Source organism: Rhizorhabdus sp. P4_G6 (assembly GCF_056401045.1).
Genome location: NZ_JBFUKC010000003.1, coordinates 115,294 through 139,125, shown reverse-complemented (window position 1 = coordinate 139,125; position 23,832 = coordinate 115,294). Strand labels below are relative to the sequence as shown.

At 64.4% G+C, this 23,832-nt stretch carries 17 protein-coding genes and 1 pseudogene; 1 reads left to right on the top strand and 17 read right to left on the bottom strand.

Going from position 1 to position 23,832, the window contains the following annotated elements:
- Window positions 1-115 precede the first annotated feature (115 nt).
- The 14 genes and pseudogenes from glcF to AC1DPF_RS04720 all read right to left on the bottom strand — a co-directional run bounded on the left by glcF (window position 116) and on the right by AC1DPF_RS04720 (window position 16,654).
- A complete protein-coding gene (glcF, locus tag AC1DPF_RS04785; RefSeq protein ID WP_477959996.1) occupies window positions 116-1,468 on the bottom strand; it encodes a glycolate oxidase subunit GlcF in 1,353 nt (450 codons plus the stop codon).
- The gene (locus tag AC1DPF_RS04780) at window positions 1,458-2,624 is read right to left on the bottom strand and encodes an FAD-binding protein (RefSeq protein WP_477871144.1); all 1,167 of its coding nucleotides are present in this window, start codon (window positions 2,622-2,624) and stop codon (window positions 1,458-1,460) included. The genes glcF and AC1DPF_RS04780 overlap by 11 nt, the downstream gene beginning before the upstream one ends.
- Window positions 2,624-4,117, bottom strand: a complete 1,494-nt coding sequence (locus AC1DPF_RS04775; RefSeq protein WP_477959994.1) for an FAD-linked oxidase C-terminal domain-containing protein — start codon at window positions 4,115-4,117, stop codon at window positions 2,624-2,626. The genes AC1DPF_RS04780 and AC1DPF_RS04775 overlap by 1 nt, the downstream gene beginning before the upstream one ends.
- Before the next feature lie 583 nt (window positions 4,118-4,700).
- Window positions 4,701-5,102, bottom strand: a pseudogene (locus tag AC1DPF_RS04770) (Ros/MucR family transcriptional regulator); the annotation flags it as partial.
- Window positions 5,103-5,302: 200 nt separating this feature from the next.
- A complete protein-coding gene (gene cyoD / locus AC1DPF_RS04765; RefSeq protein ID WP_477959992.1) occupies window positions 5,303-5,707 on the bottom strand; it encodes a cytochrome o ubiquinol oxidase subunit IV in 405 nt (134 codons plus the stop codon).
- A complete protein-coding gene (gene cyoC / locus AC1DPF_RS04760; RefSeq protein ID WP_477959990.1) occupies window positions 5,704-6,396 on the bottom strand; it encodes a cytochrome o ubiquinol oxidase subunit III in 693 nt (230 codons plus the stop codon). The genes cyoD and cyoC overlap by 4 nt, the downstream gene beginning before the upstream one ends.
- Window positions 6,393-8,408 (bottom strand): cbb3-type cytochrome c oxidase subunit I, encoded by a 2,016-nt coding sequence (locus tag AC1DPF_RS04755; RefSeq protein WP_477959988.1) that lies wholly within the window; start codon window positions 8,406-8,408, stop codon window positions 6,393-6,395. Before AC1DPF_RS04755 ends, cyoC begins: the two co-directional genes overlap by 4 nt.
- Complete coding sequence (cyoA, locus tag AC1DPF_RS04750) at window positions 8,405-9,301, bottom strand: ubiquinol oxidase subunit II (RefSeq protein WP_477959986.1); 897 nt, start codon at window positions 9,299-9,301, stop codon at window positions 8,405-8,407. Before cyoA ends, AC1DPF_RS04755 begins: the two co-directional genes overlap by 4 nt.
- Before the next feature lie 282 nt (window positions 9,302-9,583).
- The gene (locus tag AC1DPF_RS04745; RefSeq protein WP_477959984.1) at window positions 9,584-9,877 is read right to left on the bottom strand and encodes a formate dehydrogenase subunit delta; all 294 of its coding nucleotides are present in this window, start codon (window positions 9,875-9,877) and stop codon (window positions 9,584-9,586) included.
- Complete coding sequence (gene fdhF, locus AC1DPF_RS04740; RefSeq protein ID WP_477959982.1) at window positions 9,874-12,720, bottom strand: formate dehydrogenase subunit alpha; 2,847 nt, start codon at window positions 12,718-12,720, stop codon at window positions 9,874-9,876. Before fdhF ends, AC1DPF_RS04745 begins: the two co-directional genes overlap by 4 nt.
- Window positions 12,721-12,724: 4 nt before the next feature.
- The gene (locus AC1DPF_RS04735; protein WP_477871159.1) at window positions 12,725-14,275 is read right to left on the bottom strand and encodes an NADH-ubiquinone oxidoreductase-F iron-sulfur binding region domain-containing protein; all 1,551 of its coding nucleotides are present in this window, start codon (window positions 14,273-14,275) and stop codon (window positions 12,725-12,727) included.
- Window positions 14,272-14,751 (bottom strand): formate dehydrogenase subunit gamma, encoded by a 480-nt coding sequence (locus tag AC1DPF_RS04730; protein ID WP_477871161.1) that lies wholly within the window; start codon window positions 14,749-14,751, stop codon window positions 14,272-14,274. The genes AC1DPF_RS04735 and AC1DPF_RS04730 overlap by 4 nt, the downstream gene beginning before the upstream one ends.
- A gap of 69 nt (window positions 14,752-14,820) precedes the next feature.
- Complete coding sequence (locus tag AC1DPF_RS04725) at window positions 14,821-15,720, bottom strand: LysR family transcriptional regulator (RefSeq protein WP_477871163.1); 900 nt, start codon at window positions 15,718-15,720, stop codon at window positions 14,821-14,823.
- Window positions 15,721-15,838: 118 nt separating this feature from the next.
- Window positions 15,839-16,654: a crotonase/enoyl-CoA hydratase family protein gene (locus AC1DPF_RS04720; protein WP_477959980.1), complete on the bottom strand. Its 816-nt coding sequence runs from the start codon at window positions 16,652-16,654 to the stop codon at window positions 15,839-15,841.
- A gap of 148 nt (window positions 16,655-16,802) precedes the next feature.
- Between AC1DPF_RS04720 and AC1DPF_RS04715 the strand changes: the two genes are divergently transcribed.
- On the top strand, window positions 16,803-18,617 hold the full coding sequence (locus AC1DPF_RS04715) for an ABCB family ABC transporter ATP-binding protein/permease (RefSeq protein ID WP_477959978.1): 1,815 nt from the start codon (window positions 16,803-16,805) through the stop codon (window positions 18,615-18,617).
- A gap of 868 nt (window positions 18,618-19,485) precedes the next feature.
- Here the strand turns inward: AC1DPF_RS04715 and AC1DPF_RS04710 are convergent.
- From AC1DPF_RS04710 to AC1DPF_RS04700, 3 genes are all read right to left on the bottom strand, one after another.
- Window positions 19,486-22,791, bottom strand: coding sequence for a metallophosphoesterase family protein (locus tag AC1DPF_RS04710; RefSeq protein ID WP_477959976.1), 3,306 nt, complete (start codon window positions 22,789-22,791; stop codon window positions 19,486-19,488).
- 382 nt (window positions 22,792-23,173) lie between these two features.
- Window positions 23,174-23,587: a nucleoside diphosphate kinase regulator gene (gene rnk, locus AC1DPF_RS04705; protein WP_477959974.1), complete on the bottom strand. Its 414-nt coding sequence runs from the start codon at window positions 23,585-23,587 to the stop codon at window positions 23,174-23,176.
- Window positions 23,584-23,823, bottom strand: coding sequence for a hypothetical protein (locus AC1DPF_RS04700; protein ID WP_477959972.1), 240 nt, complete (start codon window positions 23,821-23,823; stop codon window positions 23,584-23,586). The genes rnk and AC1DPF_RS04700 overlap by 4 nt, the downstream gene beginning before the upstream one ends.
- Window positions 23,824-23,832: the final 9 nt, after the last annotated feature.

Genomic DNA, 23,832 nt, shown 5'->3' with positions numbered 1-23,832 from the left:
ACCCAAAAACAGCCGGCTGGTGAAGGTCCTGCGCGCGGGGTTGCCGATAACGATGGGCAGCCAGCGGAATAACGAGAACAAACCGTTCTGAGAACGACCCACTATGGGTGCACTATTATCGATCGGCTCCCACCGAGTGGATCGACATCTCATCGGCGTTCCGATCTTCCACGCCAATGTCCACCAACCGTCGAGGAACGGGGCCTCCCGTAGCCCAGTCCAGGAGTTCTGCGACATGCACGACCGGCAAAGCCATCCTGCTGCCGATTTGCAGTTCGCAACCGACATTTCCGGTAGCGACGACATCGGGTGCCAACGCGCGCAGCCGATCTGCTTTTCTGTCCCCCAGCTGCGCGGCGATATCGGGTTGTAGTATGTTGTAGGTTCCAGCCGAGCCGCAGCACAAATGGGCTTCGGTCGGTGTGCTGACATCGAATCCGACCTCGCGCAGCAGGCTGAGCGCGTGTTCGCCCGCCCGCTGGCCATGCTGGATCGAGCAGGCCGCGTGATAGGCAAGCTTCAGCGGCTTGACCCCGACCGCGGGCGGCAACCCGGTTGAGCGCAGTATCTCGCTGACATCCTTTGCCAGCAACGAAATACGGGCAGCCTTGGCGGCATAGGCAGCATCGTCGCGCAGCATGAAGCCATAGTCTTTGATCGTCGTCCCGCAGCCGGATGCGGTGATCACTATCGCATCAAGGGGGCCGTTCTCCAGTTCGCGCGTCCAGGCATCAACATTCCGCCGCGCCGCCGCCCGCCCGTCAGCGTCACGCCCCATGTGATGGACAAGCGCGCCACAACATCCTTCTCCCGATGCGAAGACTACATCGTAACCGGCGCGGTTCAGCAAGCGAACGGTCGCTGCGCGAATCTCGGGACGCAGCACCGGCTCCGCGCAGCCTTGCATCAGGGCGACCCGCCCGCGCCGCTCCCGCGCAGGCGCCGGAGTGGTTGAGGCGATTGCGGGCAGCCTCGCCGGGGCCATGGCCACCATCGCTGCGAGCGGCTTCAACTGCCCGACCCGACGCATTGCCGGCAAGAACGGCCGGCCAAGTCGTGCCAGCCGGATCGCCAGTCGGAACCGGCCGGGATACGGAAGTACCGCCGCCAACACAGCGCGATACAGGCGGTCCAGGAGCGGGCGACGATATCGTGCCTCAATATAGGCGCGGGCATGATCGACCAGGTGCATGTAATTCACGCCCGAGGGGCATGTCGTCATGCACGCGAGGCAGGACAGGCAGCGGTCAACATGCTTGACCACCTCCGGCGTCGGGACAGCCTCGGTCTCCAGCATGTTCTGGATCAGGTAGATGCGGCCGCGGGGACTATCGAGTTCGTCGCCAAGCAATACATAGGTCGGGCAAGTCGCTGTGCAGAAACCGCAATGCACACATTTACGGATCACGGCTTCGGCAACGGCCGTGGCCGGATCGGCAAGCTGTTCTGCGGTGAAGTCAGTGCGCATCGTTATCGTCCAGAAAGCGGCCGGTCTCGAATATCCCGGCGGGATCGAACGCTCGGCGAACACGGGCTTCGAGCGCGGCGACGCCTGGCATCCGAGGATGCTGCATCGGCAGCGTGTTGCGCAGGGCATCGGGCGCACGGACCAGCGTGGCATGACCGCCAACCGCCTCCGCGGCCTGCCGCACCAGCCCCGGATTGCCATCAAAGCCCAACCACACGAGGCCGCCGGCCCAGTCGAACAGCCAGCTGGCGCCGAGCGGAGCGAAGTGATCGACCAGTGCGGGACCACTCGATGGCGCCACATTGATTTTCCAAAGCACCGGCGCGTCGCGCAATGGCCGCACCTCGCGGATCGCCGTCCAACACACCGCCGCCTCATCCTCCGGCAAGGCGAAAAGGCGGCCGTGATCGCGCAGCAGTTCCGGCAGCGCAGCGCAGCGCGCGGCAACCGAGGGGGCGAAGCCCGGCACGCGGAACAGCGTCAGTGCCGTTGAATCCGGACCAACGGGAAGGTGGGCAGCCGCGCCGACTTCCGCCGAGCTGCCCATAGCGCAGGCCATTGCCCTTTGCGCCGCGTGATGATCGAGACCGGCAACGGCCATGGTCACGACCACAGGTGGCCGGGGCAGCACCTTCAGCGTCACTTCGGTGAGCGCCGCAAGGCGCCCCCAACTGCCGGCGACAAGTTTGGGCAGATCGTAGCCGGTGACGTTCTTGACCACCTTGGCGCCGCCCACGAAACGCTCACCGCGTCCTGAAACGGCTGTGAAGCCGAGCAGATGATCGCGTGCTCCGCCCGCGGTCAGCCGCCCGGAACCGCCGACGCCCGCCGCGATGACGCCGCCGATGGTCGCCTGCCCGGATGTTCCGCCAAGCACCGGGCCATGATCGAAAGGATCGAAGGCAAGCATCTGGTTCTGGTTGTCGACCAAGCGCTCGACCTCGGCGAGCGGTGTCCCCGCGCCGACCGTCAGGACCAGTTCGGGCGGATCATAATCGGCGATGCCGCTGAAGCTCCGCATGTCGACGATATCGGCCTGGCGATCCGCACCGAGCGAGGACTTGCTGCCGCCGCCGCGTAATTCGATCTTCCGGCCGCGCGCCGCCGCTTCGGCGAACAGCCCCGCAAGTTCATCGATTGTCGCTGGCTGCAGCATCAGAACCGCGGAAGCTCGGGGAACGGCAACTTGCCGCCATGGACATGCATTCGGCCGACCTCGGCGCACCGGTGGAGAGTGGGGAAGACCTTGCCGGGGTTGAGCAGCAGGTCGGGATCGAATGCACATTTGACGCGCTGCTGATGGTCGAGGTCGGTCTGGCTGAACATGATGGGCATGAGATCGCGTTTCTCGACGCCCACGCCGTGTTCGCCGGTCAGCACGCCACCCATCTCGACGCACAGGCGGAGAATGTCGTTGCCAAAATCTTCGGCACGTTGGATGTCGCCCGGCTTCTGCGCGTCGTAGAGGATCAGTGGGTGGAGATTGCCGTCCCCGGCGTGAAACACATTGGCCACCGCCAGGCTATGTTGTTCGGCCATGATCGATATGCGGCGCAGGACTTCGGGCAGGTGACGGCGGGGGATAGTGCCGTCCATGCAGTAATAATCCGGCGCGAGACGGCCGACGGCGGGGAACGCCGCCTTGCGGCCGGCCCAGAAAGCCAGGCGCTCTTGATCGTCGTGGGAGACGCGCAGCGAGACTGCGCCATGCGCGGTGGCGATGCGGGCAACTTCGTCGATCAGGTGATCGCATTCGGCGACGGGACCGTCCAACTCCACAATCAGCAGCGCGTCGACATCGAGTGGGTAGCCGACCTGCACAAAGGCTTCAGCGGCATGGATGGCGGGACGATCCATCATTTCCATGCCCGCTGGGATGATCCCGGCGGCGATGACATCAGCGACGCACTGCCCAGCACTCTCCACCGTCGCAAATCCGATCAGCAAGGCGCGCGCCGCCTGCGGACGGGGCAGGATGCGGACGGTTACTTCAGTAACAACTCCGAGCAGCCCCTCCGAACCGACAATGACCCCCAGCAGATCGAGCCCCGCCGGATCGAGATGGCGGCCACCAAGCCGAAGCACCTCGCCCTCCATGGTAACCAGCTCGACAGAGAGGACGTTGTTCGTGGTCAGTCCGTATTTGAGGCAATGCACACCGCCGGAATTTTCAGCTACGTTACCGCCGATCGTGCAGGCGATCTGGCTCGACGGATCGGGCGCATAATAAAAGCCCCTCCCCTCCACCGCGCGGGTGATGGCGAGATTCGTCACGCCGGGCTGGACGATGGCCAGCCGGTCTTCATAGCTGATGTCGATGATGCGGCTGAACTTCGACATGCCGAGCAGCACCGCATCGGCCAGCGGCAGCGCACCGCCCGACAATGATGTTCCCGCACCGCGCGGCACGACCTTGACGCCGTGGGCATGACACCAGCGAAGGATTGCCGAAACCTGTTCGACGGTCTCGGGCAGGACGACAACCATGGGCGGCTGACGGTAGATGGTGAGGCCGTCGCTTTCGTAGGGACGGAGTTCCGCCGCATCGTCGATCACGCCCTCGCCGGGCACGATCCTGCGAAGTGCGGCAATGATGTCGTCGCGCCGCGCGAGTGTTTCGACATCGGGGGTGGGCATTACGAGCGACACAGGAAGAAATCCACGAAGGAGGAGCCACGCACTAGACCATCTATTGGGCTGATGAAATCACCGGCAACTCGGAAAAGGCGGGAGCAAAGAACATTCCATGGCATTGAACGATCCATCTGGCCGCTCGACGCTCTAGCCGGGGTGAAGGGCTGTCCGCAAGTGGCTAGAAGATTGGGTATCTACCGCGTTCGACATGGTAGAATCATCTATGCGGGAGCGGCTGGATCAGCCGCTCCCGCAAGAAGTTGCGATCACGCCATCTGCACCGGCGTGGTGCGACGACAGCAGGAAATGCATCGAGAATGCAGCCCGAACCGGGGCGACTGACAGCCGCCCCGGCCGTCGATCAAGCTTCCGCTTTGCGAGCCCTGGGCTTACGAGTCTTCGGTGCTGGCGCAGGCGCCGGTGCCGCTATGACTGCGGCCGCCTTTTTTCGTGCCGCCGCCGGTTTCGCAGGGGCAGCCTTTGCAGCAGCGACAGCCTTTGCCGTGGCAGCCTTGGCAGGCGCAGCCTTTGCGACAGAGGCAGGCTTGGCCGCGGGGGCAGCCTTGGGCGCAGCCACGGTTTCCGGAACGGGTGCCGCTTTTCGTTTCTGGCCAAGACCGATCTTGAGTGCCAGTTCCTTACGCTGATTTGCGTAATTCGGTGCCACCATCGGGTAATCAGCCGGGAGATTCCACTTCGCCCGATACTCACCAGGTGTCATTTGATAATGGGTCATCAAATGACGCTTGAGCATCTTGAGCTTCTTGCCGTCTTCGAGGCAGACGATGTAGTCGGGCTTGACCGAAGCGCGAATAGACACCGCCGGCTCTTGCTTCACCTCAGGTTCGGGAACGGGCGCACCCAATCCGGACAAGGCGCCGTGAACGCTCTTTATAAGCGATGCCACATCGTTCGCTGCCACCGTGTTCGATGAAAGGTGAGCGGCCACGATCTCGGCGGTCAATTCAAGCAGGTTATCGTCAGACATCAAAAACTCCATTGGGAACGCCCGCCCTATAATGCGGTGCGCGGAAAAGCCAACTTCGACTGCACCTTTTCGCATCGAAAAATAGCGACCGCGTCGCCCGACCGATGAATTGCAGACACTCTACGCAAAGTTTTCCTACTACAAACAACTATATGTCGCCAGTCAATTTCGAGTTTGAGTTCGACGCCAATCGAAGCGACAGATCTCAGTCCCTATCGCTGCATCTGCATCATCTGCCTCATCGGCATCACGCGATGGTTGAGATGACCCATGATCCAGATCGACCCGCCCACCACCAGTACGACGACGAATAGCCCGAAGGCGAGCGCCAGGCTGTTGTTGGTGTGCTCTGGGCCGCTGGTGATGTGCAAGAAAAAAACCAGATGGACGCCAATCTGTGCCACCGCCAGAGCGATGAGCGCCGCGGGAATCGCCGGCTCCCAGACGATGTCATAGGCGGCTGTGGCGAAGCTCGCCGCCGTCAACGCAACTGCTAGCGCCAGTCCGGCAACATAGATGCCCAGGCCATGCGCTTCGCTTGGCCCGCCATGGCACTCGTCGCCCGGCGCAGCATCGTCATCGTTGTCGTCGAGGCCAGTGCCGGGAGGTTCTGTCACATGCCTGCTCCCAATAGATAGACGATCGTGAACAGCGCCACCCAGATGATGTCGAGCGCGTGCCAGAACAGATTGAAGCAGAGAAATCGCCGCATGATGCGCGGCCGGAATCCCTTGACCCAGATCTGCGCCATCATCGTAAGCAGCCACAGTCCGCCCAAGGTCACGTGCAGGCCGTGACAGCCAACCAGCGCGAAGAAGGCCGAAAGGAAGGCGCTGCGGTCGGGGCCGGCACCCTGCATCATCATCTCGACGAACTCGATCAGCTCGAGAGTGACGAAGGCGAGGCCGAGCAGACCGGTGACCAGCAGCCACAATTGGACCTGAAGCTGGTTGCGGCGCGTCGCGGCGACGTAGCTCAGGCCGCAGGTGAAGCTGCTCGCGAGCAGGCAGCCCGTCTGGATCGCCACGCGCTGTAGATCGAACAGGTCGCGCCCGCTGGGTCCGCCGGCGGTCGATCCGGCCAGCACCGCGTAGGCAGCGAAGAAGCCCGCGAACATGACGATGTCCGACAGCAGGAAGATCCAAAAACCAAAGCCGACGATGACGCGCTTGGGTGCAGGACCGCCCTCGCCATGGCCGCGCGCGCCGCCATCGCGATGAGCGTGCCGGTCATGGCCGATCCGGTACGGATCGCGCTGGCGATTCGCGGCCGAGATGCCGGAGGGCGTCGTCGCGGCGCTGCTCACGCCGGCTTCCCCTGCGCGGCCAGCCATTCCGCATTGCGCGCCGCGCGGCGGGCGCGGTCGACGCGCGCGACCTCCTCGGCCGGCACCTCATATTTGTCATGGTCGCGCCACGCGAAGACGGCGAAGGTCGCATAGGCGCCGACGAAGCCAAGTGCGACCATCCACCATATGTGCCAGATCAGTGCAAAGCCCATGAAACTGGTGAAGAAGGCGGTGACGAAACCAGTAGAACTGTTGCGCGGCATCTCGATCGACTCGTAGTCGGGCTCGTCCGGGAGGCGCTGCTCAGCAATTGCTGCCTGCTTTATGCTCCAATAAGCCTCCTCACCATGCACGTCGTGCAGTACCGGGAAGTTGAAGCTCGGCGGTGGCGACGGCGTCACCCATTCGAGGCTTCGTCCGTCCCATGGATCGCCGGTGACGTCGCGCAGCTGGTCGCGCATCCTGATGCTGACAACGAGTTGGACGATCTGCGACACCGCGCCGAGCGCGATGATGATCGTGCCCAATCCTGCCAACATCACCCACTTGTCCCACGCCGGATTGTCGATGTGCTGCAGTCTTCGCGTCATCCCCTCCAGACCCGCGGCATAAAGCGGCATGAAAGTAACGAAGAAACCGGTGATCGTCAGCCAGAATGCCGCCTTGCCCCAACCTTCGTGAAGACGGAAACCAAATGCCTTGGGGAACCAATATTCGTAGCCGGCAAAGGCGCCGAACAATACGCCACCGATGATGACATTGTGGAAATGCGCTACGAGGAACATCGAGTTGTGGAGCACGAAGTCGGCCGGCGGCACTGCTAGCAGCACACCGGTCATCCCGCCGATGACGAAGGTGACGACAAAACCCAGCGCCCACAGCATCGGCACCTGAAAGTGAACACGGCCGCCATACATGGTAAAAATCCAGTTATACACCTTCACGCCGGTCCCGACTGCAATGATCGACGTTGCTATCCCAAAGAAACCATTGACGTCGGCGTCGGCGCCCATGGTGAAGAAATGATGCGCCCAGACAAAGAAGGAGACGATGCAGATGAACATCGTCGCCATCACCATCGAGCGATAGCCGAACAGCGGCTTGCGAGAAAAAGTCGAGAATATCTCGGAGAAGATGCCGAAGGCCGGCAGGACAAGGATGTAGACTTCGGGATGGCCCCAGGCCCAGATCAGGTTCACGAACATCATGGGGTTGCCGCCCGCCTCGTTCGTGAAGAAGTGGAAGCCGGCATAACGATCGAGCGTCAGCATCGCGAGCGTCGCGGTGAGGATGGGGAAAGCCGCCACGATCAGCAGGCTGGACGCCATGCTGGTCCAGCAGAACATCGACATGCGCATGTAGGACATGCCGGGAGCACGCATCTTCAGGATGGTGGTAACGAGGTTGATACCGGTAATGAGCGTCCCCACACCGGCTATTTGCAGCGCCCAGAGATAATAATCGACACCGACACCCGGCGAATAAGCAAGCTCCGACAGGGGTGGATAAGGCAGCCAGCCGGTGCGCGCGAATTCGCCGACCACCAGGCTGATATTGACCAGTAAGGCGCCCGAAGCGGTCAACCAGAAGCCGACCGAGTTGAGCGTCGGGAAGGCAACGTCGCGCACGCCCAGCTGGAGTGGCACGATATAGTTCATCAGCCCGATGATGAACGGCATCGCACCGAAGAAGATCATGATCGTGCCGTGTGCCGAGAAGATCTGGTTATAATGTTCGGGCGGCAGGTAGCCGAGCGCCCCATGCGTCGCCAGCGACTGCTGCGATCGCATCATGATCGCGTCGGCAAACCCCCGCAACAACATCACCAGCGCGAGCAGGATATACATCACCCCGATGCGCTTATGGTCGACGCTGGTGATCCACTCGCGCCATAGATACGGCCACCAACCCCTTCGCCAAGCGTAGAACAGCACCGCGACAATGCCGCCGCCGGTCACCGAGGACGCCATCAGCGGGATGGGCTGGTCCAGCGGAACTGCGGACCAGTCGAGCTTCCCGAACCAGTTCATCCTACATCTCGCGGCGAAACATCATGGGGCATATCGGTGCGTCCGATGCCGGGACCCGGCGAAGGCGGGATCTTCTGCGTGGCGATCGCATCGAATAGCCCCGGCGCGACGGCGCGATAGGTGAAGGGCCGCCGCTCCACGCTGTGCCGCGCCAGCGCCGCATAGCTGCGCGCATCGAGCACAGGTCCCGCCGATCTCGTCCGGGCGACCCAGCCGACGAATCGATCGGCCGGGACGGCGCGGGTGACGAAATGCATGTCGGAGAAGCCATCGCCGCTATAGTGAGCGGACAGGCCATCATAGGTTCCGGGGCGGTCCGCTTGCAGGTGCAGCTGCGAGACCATGCCGTTCATCGCGTAGATCATGCTGCCGAGCTGCGGCACGAAGAAGGCGTTCATCACGCTGGCCGAGGTAAGCGAGAAGTGCACCGGCACGCCGGCGGGCACGACCAGCTCGTTGACACTGGCGACGCCCTGCGCGGGATAGATGAACAGCCATTTCCAGTCGAGCGAGACGACCTGCACCTCGATCGGCGTGTTGGCGGCAGGAAGCGGACGATAGGGATCGAGCTGATGGCTGCCGACCCAGATCACGCCCGCCAGGAACAGGATCACCAGGATGGGGATCGACCAAACGACGAGCTCGACACGGCCCGAATAAGCCCAGTCGGGCAGATAGCGTGCCTTCTTGTTGCCGGCCCTGAACCACCAGGCGAAGCCGAGCAGGGCAATGATCGTGGGGATCACGATGGCCAGCATGATCGCAAGACTGTTGAGCAGGATCGTCCGCTCAGCCGCGCCCACTGGTCCCTGCGGATCCATCACGCCGCCGCAGCCTGCCAGCGCGACCGGCGCGAGGATGGCCAGCAACTTCGCCCCGCCGCCAACAGTCATGGGCCGCCTCCATGCGGCGAACGCGGCCAGGCACGCCTTCGCGCCCGCCGACGAATCGATGCCAAGCCGGTCATTCGGGTCATATTGCGCGACGCAACCGGATGGAGGCTGTAATAGACCTCGGCAGCATATCCGGCTTCCCATGTGACGGAGGCTGAAGCGGACAGCACCGCTGGCAACTCGGCGGTCAACGTCGGAGCAGCGAATCCGATCCCATGAAATATCTTACGCAGCGCCGCAGGAATGGTCGCGCGCTACTGCTGCCGGCTAAGCCGGAAGGGTTCAGCCGGCGTCGGAGCCGCCCGGTTCGATGGCACCGGCGAAGCGCGTTGCGCGGGTCTGCGACGCAGGCTCGCGGCCGGCGCGCAACTGCGCCACCGCCGCCGCGGCGATCGGAGAGAGGCCCGCGTGCATATCTTCGCCCAACGCGAAGATATGCGCCTTCATGCGCGGATCCCAGAAGGCGAGGATATGATCTGCGGTGGCCGCCACCGCATTGTGATGCCCCAGCGCCTCGAAGTTGCGGGCGATCTGGTTGGCCATGTAGATCAGGCGACCATCGGCATCGCTTGTCATTCGGCCGCCTCGAGAGGTTCGATCCGCCGGCTGCGGCGGGCCTGTTCGGCGTAATGTTCCTGCCAGTCCGATGGACCATTGGAGAGGCCAACCTGGACAGCCGTCACCTTGTACTCGGGGCAATTTGTCGCCCAGTCCGAAAAGTCGGTGGTGATGACATTGGCCTGCGTCACCGGATGGTGGAAGGTGGTATAGACCACGCCCGGCGCGACCCGCTCGGTCACGGTGGCTCGCAATGTCGTCTCGCCAGCCCGGCTGCGCAGCGACACCCAGTCTCCGTCCTTGATCCCGCGGTTCTCGGCATCGGCCGGATGGATTTCGAGCAGATCCTCCGGATGCCAGGCGACGTTGTCGGTCCGCCGGGTCTGCGCACCCACATTATAGTGGCTGAGGATGCGCCCGGTGGTCAGCAGCAGCGGAAAGCGCGGGCCGGTCTTCTCGTCGGTCGCCACATAATCCGTAACGACGAACTTCCCCTTGCCGCGCGCGAAACCGTCGATGTGCATCATCGGCGTGCCGGCGGGCGCCTTGTCATTGGCCGGCCACTGCATCGAACCATGTTCGTCGAGTGCGGCATAGCTGACGCCGGCGAAGCTGGGCGTCAGCCGGGCGATCTCGTCCATGATCTCCGACGGATGGGCATAGGTCCAGTCGAGCCCCATCGCCTGCGCGACCAGCTGGACCACCTCCCAGTCGCCATATCCGTTCGACGGCGCCATCACCTTGCGGACGCGCTGGATGCGGCGCTCGGCATTGGTGAAGGTCCCGTCCTTCTCGAGAAAGGTCGAGCCCGGCAGGAAGATGTGCGCGTAGTTCGCGGTTTCGTTGAGGAACAGGTCCTGCACGACGACGCATTCCATCGCCGCGAGCCCCGCCGCGACGTGGGTGGTGTTCGGATCGGACTGGAGGATATCCTCGCCCTGGACGAACAACCCCTTGAACGCGCCCTCGGTGGCTGCATCAAGCATGTTGGGAATGCGCAGCCCGGGCTCGGCATCGAGCGTGACGCCCCAGACCTCTTCGAACAACGCGCGCGTACCGCTGTCGGAGACATGCCGATAGCCGGAAAACTCATGGGGGAAGCTGCCCATGTCACAGGCGCCCTGGACGTTGTTCTGGCCGCGCAGCGGGTTCACGCCGGTTCCTTCGCGACCGATATTGCCGGTTGCCATGGCAAGATTGGCGATCGCCATCACCGTCGACGATCCCTGACTATGCTCGGTAACGCCGAGACCATAATAGATCGCGGCGTTGCCGCCGGTCGCGTAGAGCCGGGCCGCAGCGCGAAGCTCGGCGGCGGGTACGTTGGTCAACGGCTCGGTGGCCTCGGGTGAGCGGTGCGGCTCGGATACGAACGCCGCCCAGTCCTGATACTCGTCCCAGTCGCAGCGCGTGCGGATGAAGGCTTCGTCGGCCAGCCCTTCCTCGACGATGACATGCGCCATCGCGGTCAGCACGGCGACATTGGTGCCGGGCTTGAGCGGAAGGTGATGATCGGCTTCGACATGCGGCGTGCGGACCAGGTCTATGCGGCGCGGATCGACCACGATCAGCCGCGCACCCTGGCGCAGCCGCCGCTTCATGCGGCTCGCGAACACCGGATGGCCGTCGGTTGGATTGGCACCGATCACCATCATGACGTCGGCATGCATCACGCTGTCGAAATCCTGCGTGCCCGCGGAGGTGCCGAAGGTCGTCTTCAGTCCATAGCCGGTCGGCGAGTGGCAGACACGTGCGCAGGTATCGACATTATTGTTGCCGAAGCCCTGGCGGATCAGCTTCTGGACGAGGAATGTTTCCTCGTTGGTGCAGCGGCTCGACGTAATTCCGCCAACCGACCGGACGCCATATTTCGCCTGGATGCGGCGAAACTCGGAGGCCGTGTAGGCGATCGCCTCGTCCCATTCGACCTCGCGCCAGGGCTGGTCGATCGAGCTGCGGATCATAGGCTTCAGGATACGCTCGCGATGCTTGGCATAACCCCAGGCGAAGCGGCCCTTGACGCAGCTATGGCCGCGATTGGCCTTGCCGTCCTTCCACGGCACCATCCGCACCAGCTCCTCGCCGCGCATTTCCGCACGGAAGGTGCAGCCGACTCCGCAATAGGCACAGGTGGTGACCACTGCGCGGTCGGGCGTGCCGATCTCGATCACGCTCTTCTCGTTGAGCGCCGCGGTCGGACAAGCCTGCACGCAGGCACCGCAGCTCACGCACTCCGAGGAGAGGAAGTCCTGCTTCTGGCTCGCGGCGATCTGCGAGCCGAAACCGCGCCCGTCAACGGTCAGCGCGAGCGTCCCCTGCACCTCGTCGCAGGCGCGGACGCAGCGCGAACAGACGATGCACTTGGTGCTGTCGAACGTGAAATAAGGATTGGACTCGTCCTTGGCGGCCGCGAGGTGGTTCTCGCCCTCATACCCATAGCGCACGTCACGCAGGCCGACCGCCCCCGCCATGTCCTGCAATTCGCAATCGCCATTGGCCGAACAGGTCAGGCAATCGAGCGGGTGATCGGAGATGTAGAGTTCCATCACCCCCTTGCGCAGCTCCTTGAGCCGTTCGCTCTGGGTGCGTACCACCATGCCGGGCACGACCGGCGTGGTGCAGGAGGCCGGATAGCCGGCACGGCCATCGATCTCGACCAGGCACAGCCGGCACGAACCAAAGGATTCGAGCGTGTCGGTCGCGCAAAGCTTCGGGATCGAGGTGCCCATCAGCGCTGCGGCGCGCATGATCGAGGTGCCTTCCGGTACCTGCACCGGCTGGTCGTCGATCATCAGCGACACCATCGGGCCAGCGGCCGGTGCCGGACGCGTGCCCAGGTCGATTTCGCCAATCCACGCCATGGGCCTACTCCGCCGCCTGGGTCAGCGCCGGTGCGCCGCCGAAATCCTCGGGAAAATAATCGAGCGCACTCAGCACCGGATAGGGTGTAAAACCACCCAGCGCGCAGAGCGATCCGTATTTCATCGTGTCGCACAGTTCGCGCAGCACGACGATCTCCTGCTCTACCGTCCGGGCTCCCGGCTTGGCATTGCGCATCTGCGGCAGCGCCTCCACCGCGCCGCCATGCCGGCCGCCCGCGATGATGCGATCGATCGTCTCCACCCCGCGGGTCGATCCGATCCGGCAGGGCGTGCATTTTCCGCAGCTCTCGACCGCACAGAACTCCATGGCGAAGCGCGCCATGCCCGCCATGTCGACGCTGTCGTCGAACACGGTGATCCCGGCATGGCCGATCAGCCCGCCGGCCGCCGCAAAGGCCTCATAGTCAAACGGCAGGTGGAACATCGACGGCGGGAAATAGGCGCCCAGCGGGCCACCCACCTGAACCGCGCGCACAGGCCGCCCGGTCGCAGTGCCCCCGCCGATCTCGTCGACCAGCTCCCCCAGGGTGATGCCGAAACCGATCTCGAACAACCCGCCATGCCTGACGTTGCCCGCCAGCTGCACCGGCATTGTTCCCCGCGAGCGGCCGAAGCCAACCGCCGCATAGGCTTCCGGGCCATGGGCCAGGATGAAGGGAACCGCAGCCAGGCTGAGCACATTGTTGATCACGGTAGGCTGGCCGAACAGCCCCGATATCGCGGGCAGCGGCGGCTTGGCGCGAACCTGGCCGCGCTTGCCCTCGATCGAGTCGAGCAGCGCGGTCTCCTCGCCGCAGACATAGGCTCCCGCGCCGACACGGACCTCCAGCGTGAACGGCGCGACCTCAGCCTCCGAACGCAGGATCGCCTGCTGCATCGTCTTGATCGCATGGGGGTATTCGGAGCGGATATAGATATAACCGTGGTCCGCGCCGACAGCCTGGGCAGCAATGGCCATGCCTTCGATCAGGCTATAGGGATCGCCTTCCATCAGCATGCGATCGGCGAAGGTGCCGCTGTCGCCCTCATCGGCATTGCACACGATGAACTTCTCATCGGCGCGGGCGTCGAGCACGGTCTGCCACTTGATCCCGGTCGGGAAACCAGCACCGCCGCGCCCGCGCAGACCCGACTGCTTGACCGCGTCGACTATGGCCTGGGGTTCCATCGCCCGCGCCGCCCCCAGCCCTTGCCAGCCGCCGGTCCGCGCGTAGGCGGCAAGATCGAGCGGATCGTTCAGGCCGCAGCGGGCAAAGGTGAAGCGCTGCTGTTTCGCGAAGAATGGCAGCGCCTCAACCGACCCCAGTCGGTTGGGATGGTCGCCTGCCAACACCGCCGCGACATCCTCGAGAGCGACCGGCCCATAGCCGATCCGGCCCTCTTCACTGTCGATCTCGACCAGCGGCTCGATAGCGAACAGGCCACGGCTGCCGGTACGGACCACCTCACAGCCCGCCGCGGAGAAAGCATCGGCCAGCGCGTCGGCGCCGAGCGCGACCGATGCCATATCCTTGCTGATGTAGACCCGGGTCATGCCGCCACCCGCGCCGCGATCCGCTCGATCGCAGCCTGGCCGTCGATCCGCGCCATCGGCTCGCCATCGATCAGCACGTTGGGCCCAATCGCGCACAGGCCGAGGCAATAGACCGGCTCGAGCGTCACCTGTCCATCGGCGCGAGTTTCACCCATCGCGACGCCGAGCCGTTCTGCCAGCGCCTGCTCCGTTGCAGCCCCGCCACGCGCCTGGCAGCTTTCGGCCCGACAACATTTCACGACGTGCCGACCGGCCGGGACACGGCGGAAATCATGATAGAAGGTCACTACGCCGTGGACCTCGGCTCGGCTCAGGTTCAGCGCGGCCGCGACCGCGGCGACCGCAGCATCGTCGATCCACCCCAGCTCGCGCTGCAGGTCGTGCAACAGCGGCAGCAAGGCGCCCCGCCTCGATCCCTGCGCCGCGGACAGCCGCGCGACGACGTCTTCGATAGCTTCCTGTTTCGCAATGATCATGCTGCTGCCTTGATACGACCGCAAGCATCGGTCAAATCACTAATTCGGATGATTGATAGATATAGTCTATCATGCGGCCATGCCGGGGATCCTGATGCGCCCGACCGCGGACAGTGCGACGCTGGCCAGTGGGCCGATCGGCGCGCGGTTGGGGATGATGAAGCCTATCCGGCTGGCCGGAATCGGCTCCTCGAACGGCAATATCTGCGCCCAGCTGAGGCCGGGCAGAAGCGCGAGATAGCTGTCGGGGACGATTGTCGCGAAACCGCCGGACTGGACCATTGCGAGCAGGGCGACATAGCTGTCAGCCGTCGCGCGGGGATTGAGCGCAAGCCCCCGCTCGGCGAGCCTCGCGTCCAGGATCCGCCGGTTCTGCATGCCCTGGTGCAACAGGCACAGGTCCGCCGTGGAAGCCTCTTGCCAGCCGACGCTGTCGCGGCCGGCGAAAGCTCCGCCGAGCCGGGAAAGGAAGATATAGCGTTCGGAATAGAGCGGCGCAGTGAGCATGTCGGCGGGTGGCTCATGGTCGAGATAGGTAAGCCCGGCATCGAGCTCGAAACCGCCCAGCGCCCGCTCGATCTCGCGCGACGTCATCGAGCGAACCGACAGAGTCAGCCCCGGATGCTGATCCAGCAGCGCGTGCGCGATATGGCCGACGGCCGGCATGGCCGCCGGAATCGCACCCAGCCTGAACTCGCCCTGGATCGGGCCGGTCATCGCCGCCATCGCATCCGCCATGCCGTCGAACACCGCGACCAGCTGCTGCGCCCACGGCAACATCGCCTGGCCCTCGGCGGACAATCCCATATAGCGTCGGTCACGCAGGACCAGGCGGTGTCCGAACTGCTCTTCCAGGGCGACGATGCCCGCCGACAGCGTCGGCTGGGTGACACCGCAGGCCTGGGCCGCGCGGGCGAAATGCTGCTCGCGCGCCAGCGTCGTGAAATATCGTAGCAAGCGCAGCTGCATGGCCGAAGATCATGACAAGATAGGCGTAATCTATCAAGGCCGCGGCAGTGGGATGAACCCAGATGGGAATCCGGGGATAGAGCGCTCTTCCGGGAGCGCGCATCGGCCGCGCCTCCCGCTAGGCACCGGTGAAGTTCGGCTTGCGCTTCTCGTTGAACGCCGCGACGGCTTCACGCTGGTCGGCGGTGCTGTGCGCGAGCGCCTGGAAGCTCGCCGCCATCTCCAGATGCTCGGCAAGCCGACTGTCCCGCCCGTGCATCAGCAGTCTCTTGGTCATGCGGAGCGCGTGCGGCGGGTTGACCGCGATCCGCGCCGCCAGGGCCCGCGCTTCATCCATAAGATCCGCGTCCGCGACGACGCGGGAGACGAGTCCGCACTCCAGCGCTTCGCGGGCGCTGAGCCGATCGCCGGTAAAGGCCATCTCGGCAGCCTTGGAATGGCCGACAATCCTGGGCAGCAACCAGGCCCCGCCATCGCCCGGAACCAGCGCCAGCTTGACGAAGCTCTCGGCGAAGACCGCACTCTCGCCGGCGATGCGGATGTCGCACATGCACGCCAGATCGCAGCCGGCGCCGATCGCGGCCCCGTTGACCGCGGCGATGATCGGCACTTCGACAGCCTGGAAAGCCAGTGGTATGCGTTGGATTCCGCGCTTGTAAGCGGCGGGCGTATCCGCCGGCGCGCCGCCGCCCAGTCCGCCGGGCTGCCCGAGCTCCCGCAGGTTGCCGCCAGAGCTGAACCCCTTCCCCGCCCCGGTCAGGATCGCGACACGGATCGAGAAATCCTCGTTGAGCCGGGCCAGCGCGCCCTCGATCGCCTCGACCATCGCGATGTCGGAGATGGGATTGTACAACTCGGGGTTGTTGAGCGTGAGCGTGGCGATGCCGTCATCCACGTCGAAGCAAAGCAGATCGGGCAATTCAACTCTCCTCATGGTGACAGGCGCCGCCGGCGATCCCGCCCGGCAGGATCGCCGCGCATGGGGCCGACGTCCATCCTGTCGGCAACAACGCCGCCGGGCAATGGCGGGCATGACGGGCCGATCTTCCCCTATCGGCCCGCCATCCCTATCTTGGCGGACCATGCCACCCGATCACGCCTCCGCCAGCAACGCCAACCCCGAGCATGGCCTCGCCACGCTCCGGCGCTTCCTGCCCTATCTCTGGCCCAAGGGGGAGCCGGCGCTGCGCGCCCGCGTGCTGATCGCGATGGTGCTGGTGCTGTCGTCGAAGGCGGTCGTGCTGCTGATGCCGTTCGCCTACAAGGCGGCGATCGACCGGATGGCGCCGGGGCTGGAGCCGGGCGTCGCGATCGCGGTCGCGCTGGTGGTCGCCTATGCCGGGGCGCGCTTCGGCGGCGTGCTGTTCGACAATCTGCGAAACGCGATCTTCGAGCTGGTCGGCCAGGATGCCGCCCGCCGGCTGTCGCTCGAAGTGTTCTGGCAACTGCACCGCCTGTCGCTGCGCTTCCATCTCGAGCGCCGCACCGGCGCGCTCACCAAGATCGTCGAACGCGGCACCAAGAGCATCGACACGATGCTCTATTTCCTGCTGTTCAACATCGGCCCCACCCTGTTCGAGCTGACCGCCGTCTGCCTGATCTTCCTGGTGAAGTTCGGCCCGGGGCTGGTCGCCGCGACGGTGGTCGCGATTGCCGGCTATATCGTCTTCACCCGCAGGGTCACCGAATGGCGATCGAAGATGCGCCGCGAGATGGTCGAGCAAGACACCCGCGCCGCCGCGCGCGCGGTCGATGCGCTGCTCAACTATGAGACGGTCAAATATTTCAACGCCGAGAAGCGCGAGGCCGACAATTACGGCGTCGCCATCGCCGCCTATGCGAAGGCCGCGACAAAGAATGAAGGCTCGCTGGCGGCGCTCAACATCGGCCAGTCGCTGATCACCAACCTTATGATGGCGGGGGCGATGGGCTATAGCGTCTATGGCTGGAGCAGGGGCTGGTTCTCGCCGGGCGACGTGGTGTTCGTCAACACGATGCTGAGCCAGCTGTTCCGCCCGCTCGACATGCTCGGCATGGTCTATCGCGAGATCCGCCAGGGCCTGATCGACATGGAGGCGATCTTCCGGCTGATCGACACGCCCGCCGAGGTGGTCGACGCGCCCGACGCGGTGCCACTGAAGATCGACGGCGGCATGGTCCGCTTCGAGGACGTCCACTTCGCCTATGATCCCGAGCGCGAGATATTGAAGGGCATCGACCTGGCGATCCGCCCCGGCGGCACGCTGGCGGTGGTCGGCCCGTCGGGCGCGGGCAAGTCGACGCTCGCGCGGATCCTCTACCGCTTCTACGACATCAGCAGCGGCCGGGTGACGATCGACGGCCAGGACATCGCGAAGGTGACGCAGGCCTCGCTGCGCCAGGCGATCGGCATCGTCCCGCAGGACACGGTGCTGTTCAACGACACGATCGGCTATAATATCGGCTATGGCCGCGACGGCGCCAGCCAGGCGGAGATCGAGGAAGCCGCGCGCGGCGCCGCGATCCACGATTTCATCCTGTCGCTGCCGCAGGGCTACAACACCCGCGTCGGCGAGCGCGGGCTCAAGCTGTCGGGCGGCGAGAAGCAGCGCGTGGCGATCGCCCGCACCCTGCTGAAGAACCCGCCGCTGCTGATCCTCGACGAGGCGACCAGCGCGCTGGACAGCCGCACCGAAGCCGACATCCAGACCACCCTGCGCGGCGTCGAGCAGGGCCGCACCACCATCGTCATCGCCCACCGCCTGTCGACCGTCGCGCACGCCGACGAGATATTGGTGCTGGAAGCCGGCCGCATCGTCGAGCGCGGCGGCCACGCCGAACTGCTGGCGCGCGACGGCCTCTATGCCGAGATGTGGATGCGCCAGGCGAGCGAAGCCGAGGAGCGCGAGGCGGCGTAGAGGCTGGGGGCGGCGCGCGCCGGGGGCGTCTTTTGCGCTGTTTGCGCTCGAATTCCCGGGTGCATGGGGTTGTTCGCTCGTTTTTTTATATTTTCGCTTTGGAGGGGTTCCGGCGCGCACCTGGAGATGGTGCGCCGGATGTGAAAATGCGTCGAGGCGCTCCTCGTCCCCCAGCCGCGCCAGGGGCTGGCCCGTCCGGAGCACGTCCCTCGCAACAGCGAAGCGCCTCCGCGCGATCGGCGGTGTGCTGGTCATCTCGTTCATCGTCGAAGGGTAGCAAGGGCGGGCCTACAATCATAGAACATAATGGGAACATGTAGCGTGGGGGGGGCATTTCCTCCCCGATCGAGCCCGCGAGACAGCATCATTCCGCTTGTGACGGGGATCTGGCCAAATTTCGGCGTGCGTGAAAGGCCTCCTTTTGGGCAAGTCCGGAACGGCCGGTTCCGGCCCACAACGCAGAGTTCGCTGCCGTTCGCTGGGCTCGGCACCTCCGGCTGGTGTCGACCACACCCGTTCGTTTGCATTTGACGGCGCGAACGTCGCAATCTGACGAAAGCGGTCATTCGGGTTGCGCGAGGCCGTCCGACGAGATCCGCCGACATCTTGGACCTTCGGCGGCCTCCCCAAGCTGCCCAAAAACGGTCGTTCGTTCACGATATCCGCTGCGGCGCGAAGCGGCGCTCAGATTGGCTCTACGCTATCGACGCGCCGGAGGCGCCAGGCGCCTGCTGGCCGAGCCGGCAATGCCCGCCTTTTAATCCACCTTCGTCTCGCGATCATCTTCGTGCGCTGACGGCAGGGAAGCGGTCGAGTGTCGGCAGATCCATACGGATCGATATAGGCGGCGGGTGCGGTAATGCAGGGCCTAGTCGTCGGAGAGAAGGGGCGCAGTCGAGCCTGGTCCCGCGCCAAGGATAATGACGACGCGCACCAGAAAATAATCGCGATCGCGCGATGGTTGTTGCATGTGCGACTGCAGGTCCTGCAACCGGCTTAGATACTGAATTTCTTCGTCTTCCTGACGATGGAGGCGCCAGATGAACGAGCTGTTGCGGAAAAGGCTGAGCAGGTTGCGGATGTCACCGTCCTGCTCGAAAATATCCCACAGCGCCTTATGACATTGATTGAACAGCAGCCGGTCGCGCTCGTTATGCGCAAAATGATATGCGTTGATCAGGCGGCTCTTGTCCTGGTCGCTGATCCGTGTGCCCGTTTTCCTCAAGCCGGTCAGCAGCGCGATCGCCCGGGCCTCGTTGTAATAATCCTGCTCCCTACTGGCCGACGCGATGACCTCGCGATAAAGCGTGGCTGCCTGGTCCTCATCACCGGCGAGCTTGGCGTCGCCTGCCAGCGTGATGACGACGTTATGCGCTGCCACATGCGCCTTGCGCTGCTTGCAGCGCCTCAGCAATTTTTTGAGCTTCGCCTGCCGTTTCGTTGGGTCATCGATCTGGCCGGCGAGGATCGCTTCGGCTTGCAGTGCGCGATGCGATTGCGGATCGATGGCGATGCAGGCCCGTGCCGCGGCGGCCGCAGGCACCGGTTCGTCCAGCGTGCTGTACCCCAGGGCGATATTGAGCTTGACGCTTTGGTTCTGGGTCTTGCTGAGCTGGCTCGTGTCGAGCTGTTCGAACGCGTCACAGGCTTCCCGCGTCTTATTGATCATCCGCAGCGACCGGGCGCGTTCGTGCTCGAGAATGGTGCGTTGCCGCTGATATCCATAGGGTGGAAAAAGCGGGAGGACATCGTCGCACAGTGATGCGGCGCTGCGGTGATGGCTGCCCGTGATCAGGCATTCGGCGAAGGCCGATGCTAGGCGGATCGCGGCCTCCAGTTCGAGGGCGTCGCCATCGGTGGCGGCACGCCGGAACAGCCTGACGATGAGCATATTGGCATTGGCGATGGCGTGCGTGTCGCAATGTGACCGATAGGCTTGACGGACAGCCGGCGACCCCGCGATTTCGCCCGATTTCCAATCGTGCCCGAAGAAATGCTCAATGATCTTGCGGTTGAGCGAGCGAGTCTCTTCGTCTGGCATACGTTCGAGCACATATTCCCGAACCGGACGCGGGATGACGAGGGTCCGGGCCGGGCCGGTGGCACCACTCTGTCCGAGCAGAGTCAACTGGTTGCTGTCGGCGAGCGCCCGCCCGGTCAGCGCCAATGCGTGCGCCGGCCGGAATGGGCGGGGCCCATGCAGCCGGGCGATGCTACTCAACTGGTCACCGCGCGGGAGGAGCGACAGAGCTTTCAGCAGTTCGAAGGCACGCAGGTCGGCAGGATCGTCGGGATCCTCGATCTGGCCGACGGCGGCGACCAGGGCCGGAGGCGCGGTCGCCGCCAGGCCGCGATCGCCAAAATCGCTATTGGCGCTCAGCACATCCTCAATCGAGGTTACGTCGAGCTCGCGAAGGGCTTCGTCGAGCCGGCTGGGCACGCCGTCGGTGTGGCGAAACAGGCCGCTGACGTTCTCAATCTTGGCGACAGTTTCGTCATCGGGGCGGGCGTCGCGCAGGTAGGTCGCGACGTCTGCCTCGTCGAGCGCGCGCAGATGGACCAGGCCGCGTCGCCGTCCGGCGGCGGGGGGACGTTGCGCGCGCAGCACGACGCGCGCATTGGCGGCAAAGTCGGTCAGGATGGTGGCGATCGCCTCGATGTCGCTCTCGATCGACGGCCGGCCGGTATCGGTGGCGAGATCCACGGGGATATCATTCAAAATGACGAAGCAGGGACCGGCGGCGGCTATATTGCCGCACAGCGCTTCGAAGCTCGCGCCGAACCTGGCCTTACTGTCCTCGAAGAACTGTTCGCGGGTTCGGAACTCGCTGAGGTCGAAGCGATAGATGCGAGCATCGACCTCGTTGAGTTCGGCAAGCGTCGCACCGAGGAATCCGTCCTCGCCCATGCCCCAATCGGCAACGATCCACACAATGCGATCGTCCGCCAAGGCGTGGCACGCCTGGCGGAGGTCGACGCGGCGGACATTGCGATGCGCTGGCTCGGGCCGGACATGGTAGCGGATTGTTTCAAGGTCCGCCGCGATCTGGTCCGGGGTGCTCGCCAGGCTGATTTCGCTCGGTCCGATTACGCCCGGTGGCGCGGGATGCCCGGCCCTTCTCGCATAGGAATGAACAAGATATTGGTCGTCGATCAGTCCGAGGTCGACATCGGCGGCAAGCTTGGGGCTGCCGTCCTTGAGAGTGATAAGCTTGCGCGGCCGCATCGTAAACAGGCGGCGCTGGCCCTCGTCGCTCAGCGTGTTTACCGTGTAACCTTGGATTCGGTCGGTGCGGCCATCGGATAGCTTCTCCAGACCGAACAGCGACGAGGCCTGCACCTGGCGACGCGGGGCGCCGCCGCCCTGCACGGTCGAGCGCATGTCATGATCATGCATATGGCCGAAGAGATGCAGGTCGAAGCGGCCGTTGACCTCGATCTGACCGTTCCAATCCGCCAGGGCGTCGGCGTGGAGCCAGTCGCGCGGGTGGTGAGTCAACAGCAGATTGGCGCTGTTGGACGCGGTCCACCGATCGGGGTCATTGCCGGTGACAGCCAGCAGCTGGCGCGGCTCGACCGCCAGGCGTCCTTGGGACCGGGCGCCGAGCTGCAGCCAGGCGGAATTGAGCCCCACGATGCCGATGGTGGCATCGCCCACCGGCAGTCGGTAGGCGGCGTCGCCAGGCATCCAACCATCGGCTTCAGGGGTGGCATGCAGGCCGTTCGCGACCGCGCGATCACGCCAGAGCCGGTAGGACTGGAAGCGGCCAGCCAGGAAGGTTTCATAGTCCTTGCCCTTGCCGGCGAGCAGGTCGCCGCGGAGCTCGGGCTCGTCCCAATATTGACCGAGCGCCAGCGTCTCAGCCGCACGGGCCGCCGGCCGAACCAGATCGTGATTGCCCGGGATGGTAACGAGGGTAGGACGGAAGCCCAACTGGTCAAACCATTCCCACATTTCTGCGAGAATGGCGTCGAGCTCGACGAACTCCTCAGTGGCGGCCTGCTGGGTCAGGTCGCCGGTGAACAGCACCGCGTCCCAGGCTCCAGCCTGGTCGAATTGCCGGGCAATATCATCGTGCCACGACGCCTTGAAGCTTGGCCACAGCCAGTTTTGCCCGTCGACGCCGACATGGAGGTCGCTGATGTGCAGCCATCGGAAGATCGTTTCGGCCATGCTTCCACTTCAGCATGTTTGCCTGCCAACACAAGCCCCGTCATGGCCCTATCCACTTATAATGGATCGGACGTGTCAAATGCTGCCTCAGGCCATTGCACGTGCCGACGTCCGCTTTAGCCTATGAATTGCCAGAAGCGGACTGTCAGCAACGTCCCCTAACCCAGCCCGTTCTTAGCCTCGCAAACCAACGTCGGCTTTCGGTCGCAGCTGCCGTTCGCCAGCAGACCTGCGAACGGCCGCTTTGTCCCACCGCCGGCCGATCGCCCGCGCCGCTGGTCGACCCGCAGGCGCGGGGCCGTCCTGCAGTCGACTTCATCTTCATCCCTTCGGGCTTCGTGATCTGGCTCAAATATGGGCAGACGCCAACCGCTAATCGGAATCAGGCGGTTGTTGCCGCCTGATTCACTTTGACGATGGTCAGCTTGCGTTCGTTGCCGTCGCGGTCCGGCCACAGGATCGACTGACCCTGGCTCAATCCGATCAGCCCGGCCCCGATCGGCGTCAGGATCGAAATCCGCCCATTGGCGATGTCGGCATCGCGGGGGAAGACGAGCTGCACGGCGCGGACGGTGTCGCTCGCCTCGTCCTTGAACTCGACGAACGCATTCATCGTTACGACGCCTGCGGGAAGCGCCTCCGCACTCGAAATCTGCGCCCGGGAAACCTCCTCAAGCAGCAATTGGCCGATGTGGGGCAGACGTTTGCCGACGCTGATCGCGAGGTCGCCGAGCGCGTCGGCTTCCTCGTCGATCATATGGATGGGAGGCCGGGCCGTTGCGCGGACGTTCTTCATGGCCGTTGCTTTCTGCTGCGATCCGTCCGGGACGGCCCCTGCTTATCGGGCGTGTTTTTCACCTGCGACCTACCTTTCTCGTAGACTGCCCGGAGCAGCGCACGGACGCGCGGGAAGAGGACGCGGTCGAGCGGGCGCAAGAGATGCTCCGAGGCGAAGAAGCGGAAGCCGCCCTTGCAGCGCACCGCAAGGCCGACGACGCGGCCGTCCATCTCGACGACGAAACTGGATGACATGGGAATCTC

Excerpts from the sequence above, each read along its gene's own strand:
- glcF (WP_477959996.1), bottom strand. The coding sequence starts at position 1,468 with ATGCGCACTGACTTCACCGCAGAACAGCTTGCCGATCCGGCCACGGCC.
- AC1DPF_RS04780 (WP_477871144.1), bottom strand. The coding sequence starts at position 2,624 with ATGCTGCAGCCAGCGACAATCGATGAACTTGCGGGGCTGTTCGCCGAA.
- AC1DPF_RS04755 (WP_477959988.1), bottom strand. The coding sequence starts at position 8,408 with ATGAACTGGTTCGGGAAGCTCGACTGGTCCGCAGTTCCGCTGGACCAG.
- cyoA (WP_477959986.1), bottom strand. The coding sequence starts at position 9,301 with ATGACTGTTGGCGGCGGGGCGAAGTTGCTGGCCATCCTCGCGCCGGTC.
- AC1DPF_RS04745 (WP_477959984.1), bottom strand. The coding sequence starts at position 9,877 with ATGACAAGCGATGCCGATGGTCGCCTGATCTACATGGCCAACCAGATC.
- fdhF (WP_477959982.1), bottom strand. The coding sequence starts at position 12,720 with ATGGCGTGGATTGGCGAAATCGACCTGGGCACGCGTCCGGCACCGGCC.
- AC1DPF_RS04735 (WP_477871159.1), bottom strand. The coding sequence starts at position 14,275 with ATGACCCGGGTCTACATCAGCAAGGATATGGCATCGGTCGCGCTCGGC.
- AC1DPF_RS04730 (WP_477871161.1), bottom strand. The coding sequence starts at position 14,751 with ATGATCATTGCGAAACAGGAAGCTATCGAAGACGTCGTCGCGCGGCTG.
- AC1DPF_RS04725 (WP_477871163.1), bottom strand. The coding sequence starts at position 15,720 with ATGCAGCTGCGCTTGCTACGATATTTCACGACGCTGGCGCGCGAGCAG.
- AC1DPF_RS04720 (WP_477959980.1), bottom strand. The coding sequence starts at position 16,654 with ATGAGGAGAGTTGAATTGCCCGATCTGCTTTGCTTCGACGTGGATGAC.
- AC1DPF_RS04715 (WP_477959978.1), top strand. The coding sequence starts at position 16,803 with ATGCCACCCGATCACGCCTCCGCCAGCAACGCCAACCCCGAGCATGGC.
- AC1DPF_RS04710 (WP_477959976.1), bottom strand. The coding sequence starts at position 22,791 with ATGGCCGAAACGATCTTCCGATGGCTGCACATCAGCGACCTCCATGTC.
- rnk (WP_477959974.1), bottom strand. The coding sequence starts at position 23,587 with ATGAAGAACGTCCGCGCAACGGCCCGGCCTCCCATCCATATGATCGAC.
- AC1DPF_RS04700 (WP_477959972.1), bottom strand. The coding sequence starts at position 23,823 with ATGTCATCCAGTTTCGTCGTCGAGATGGACGGCCGCGTCGTCGGCCTT.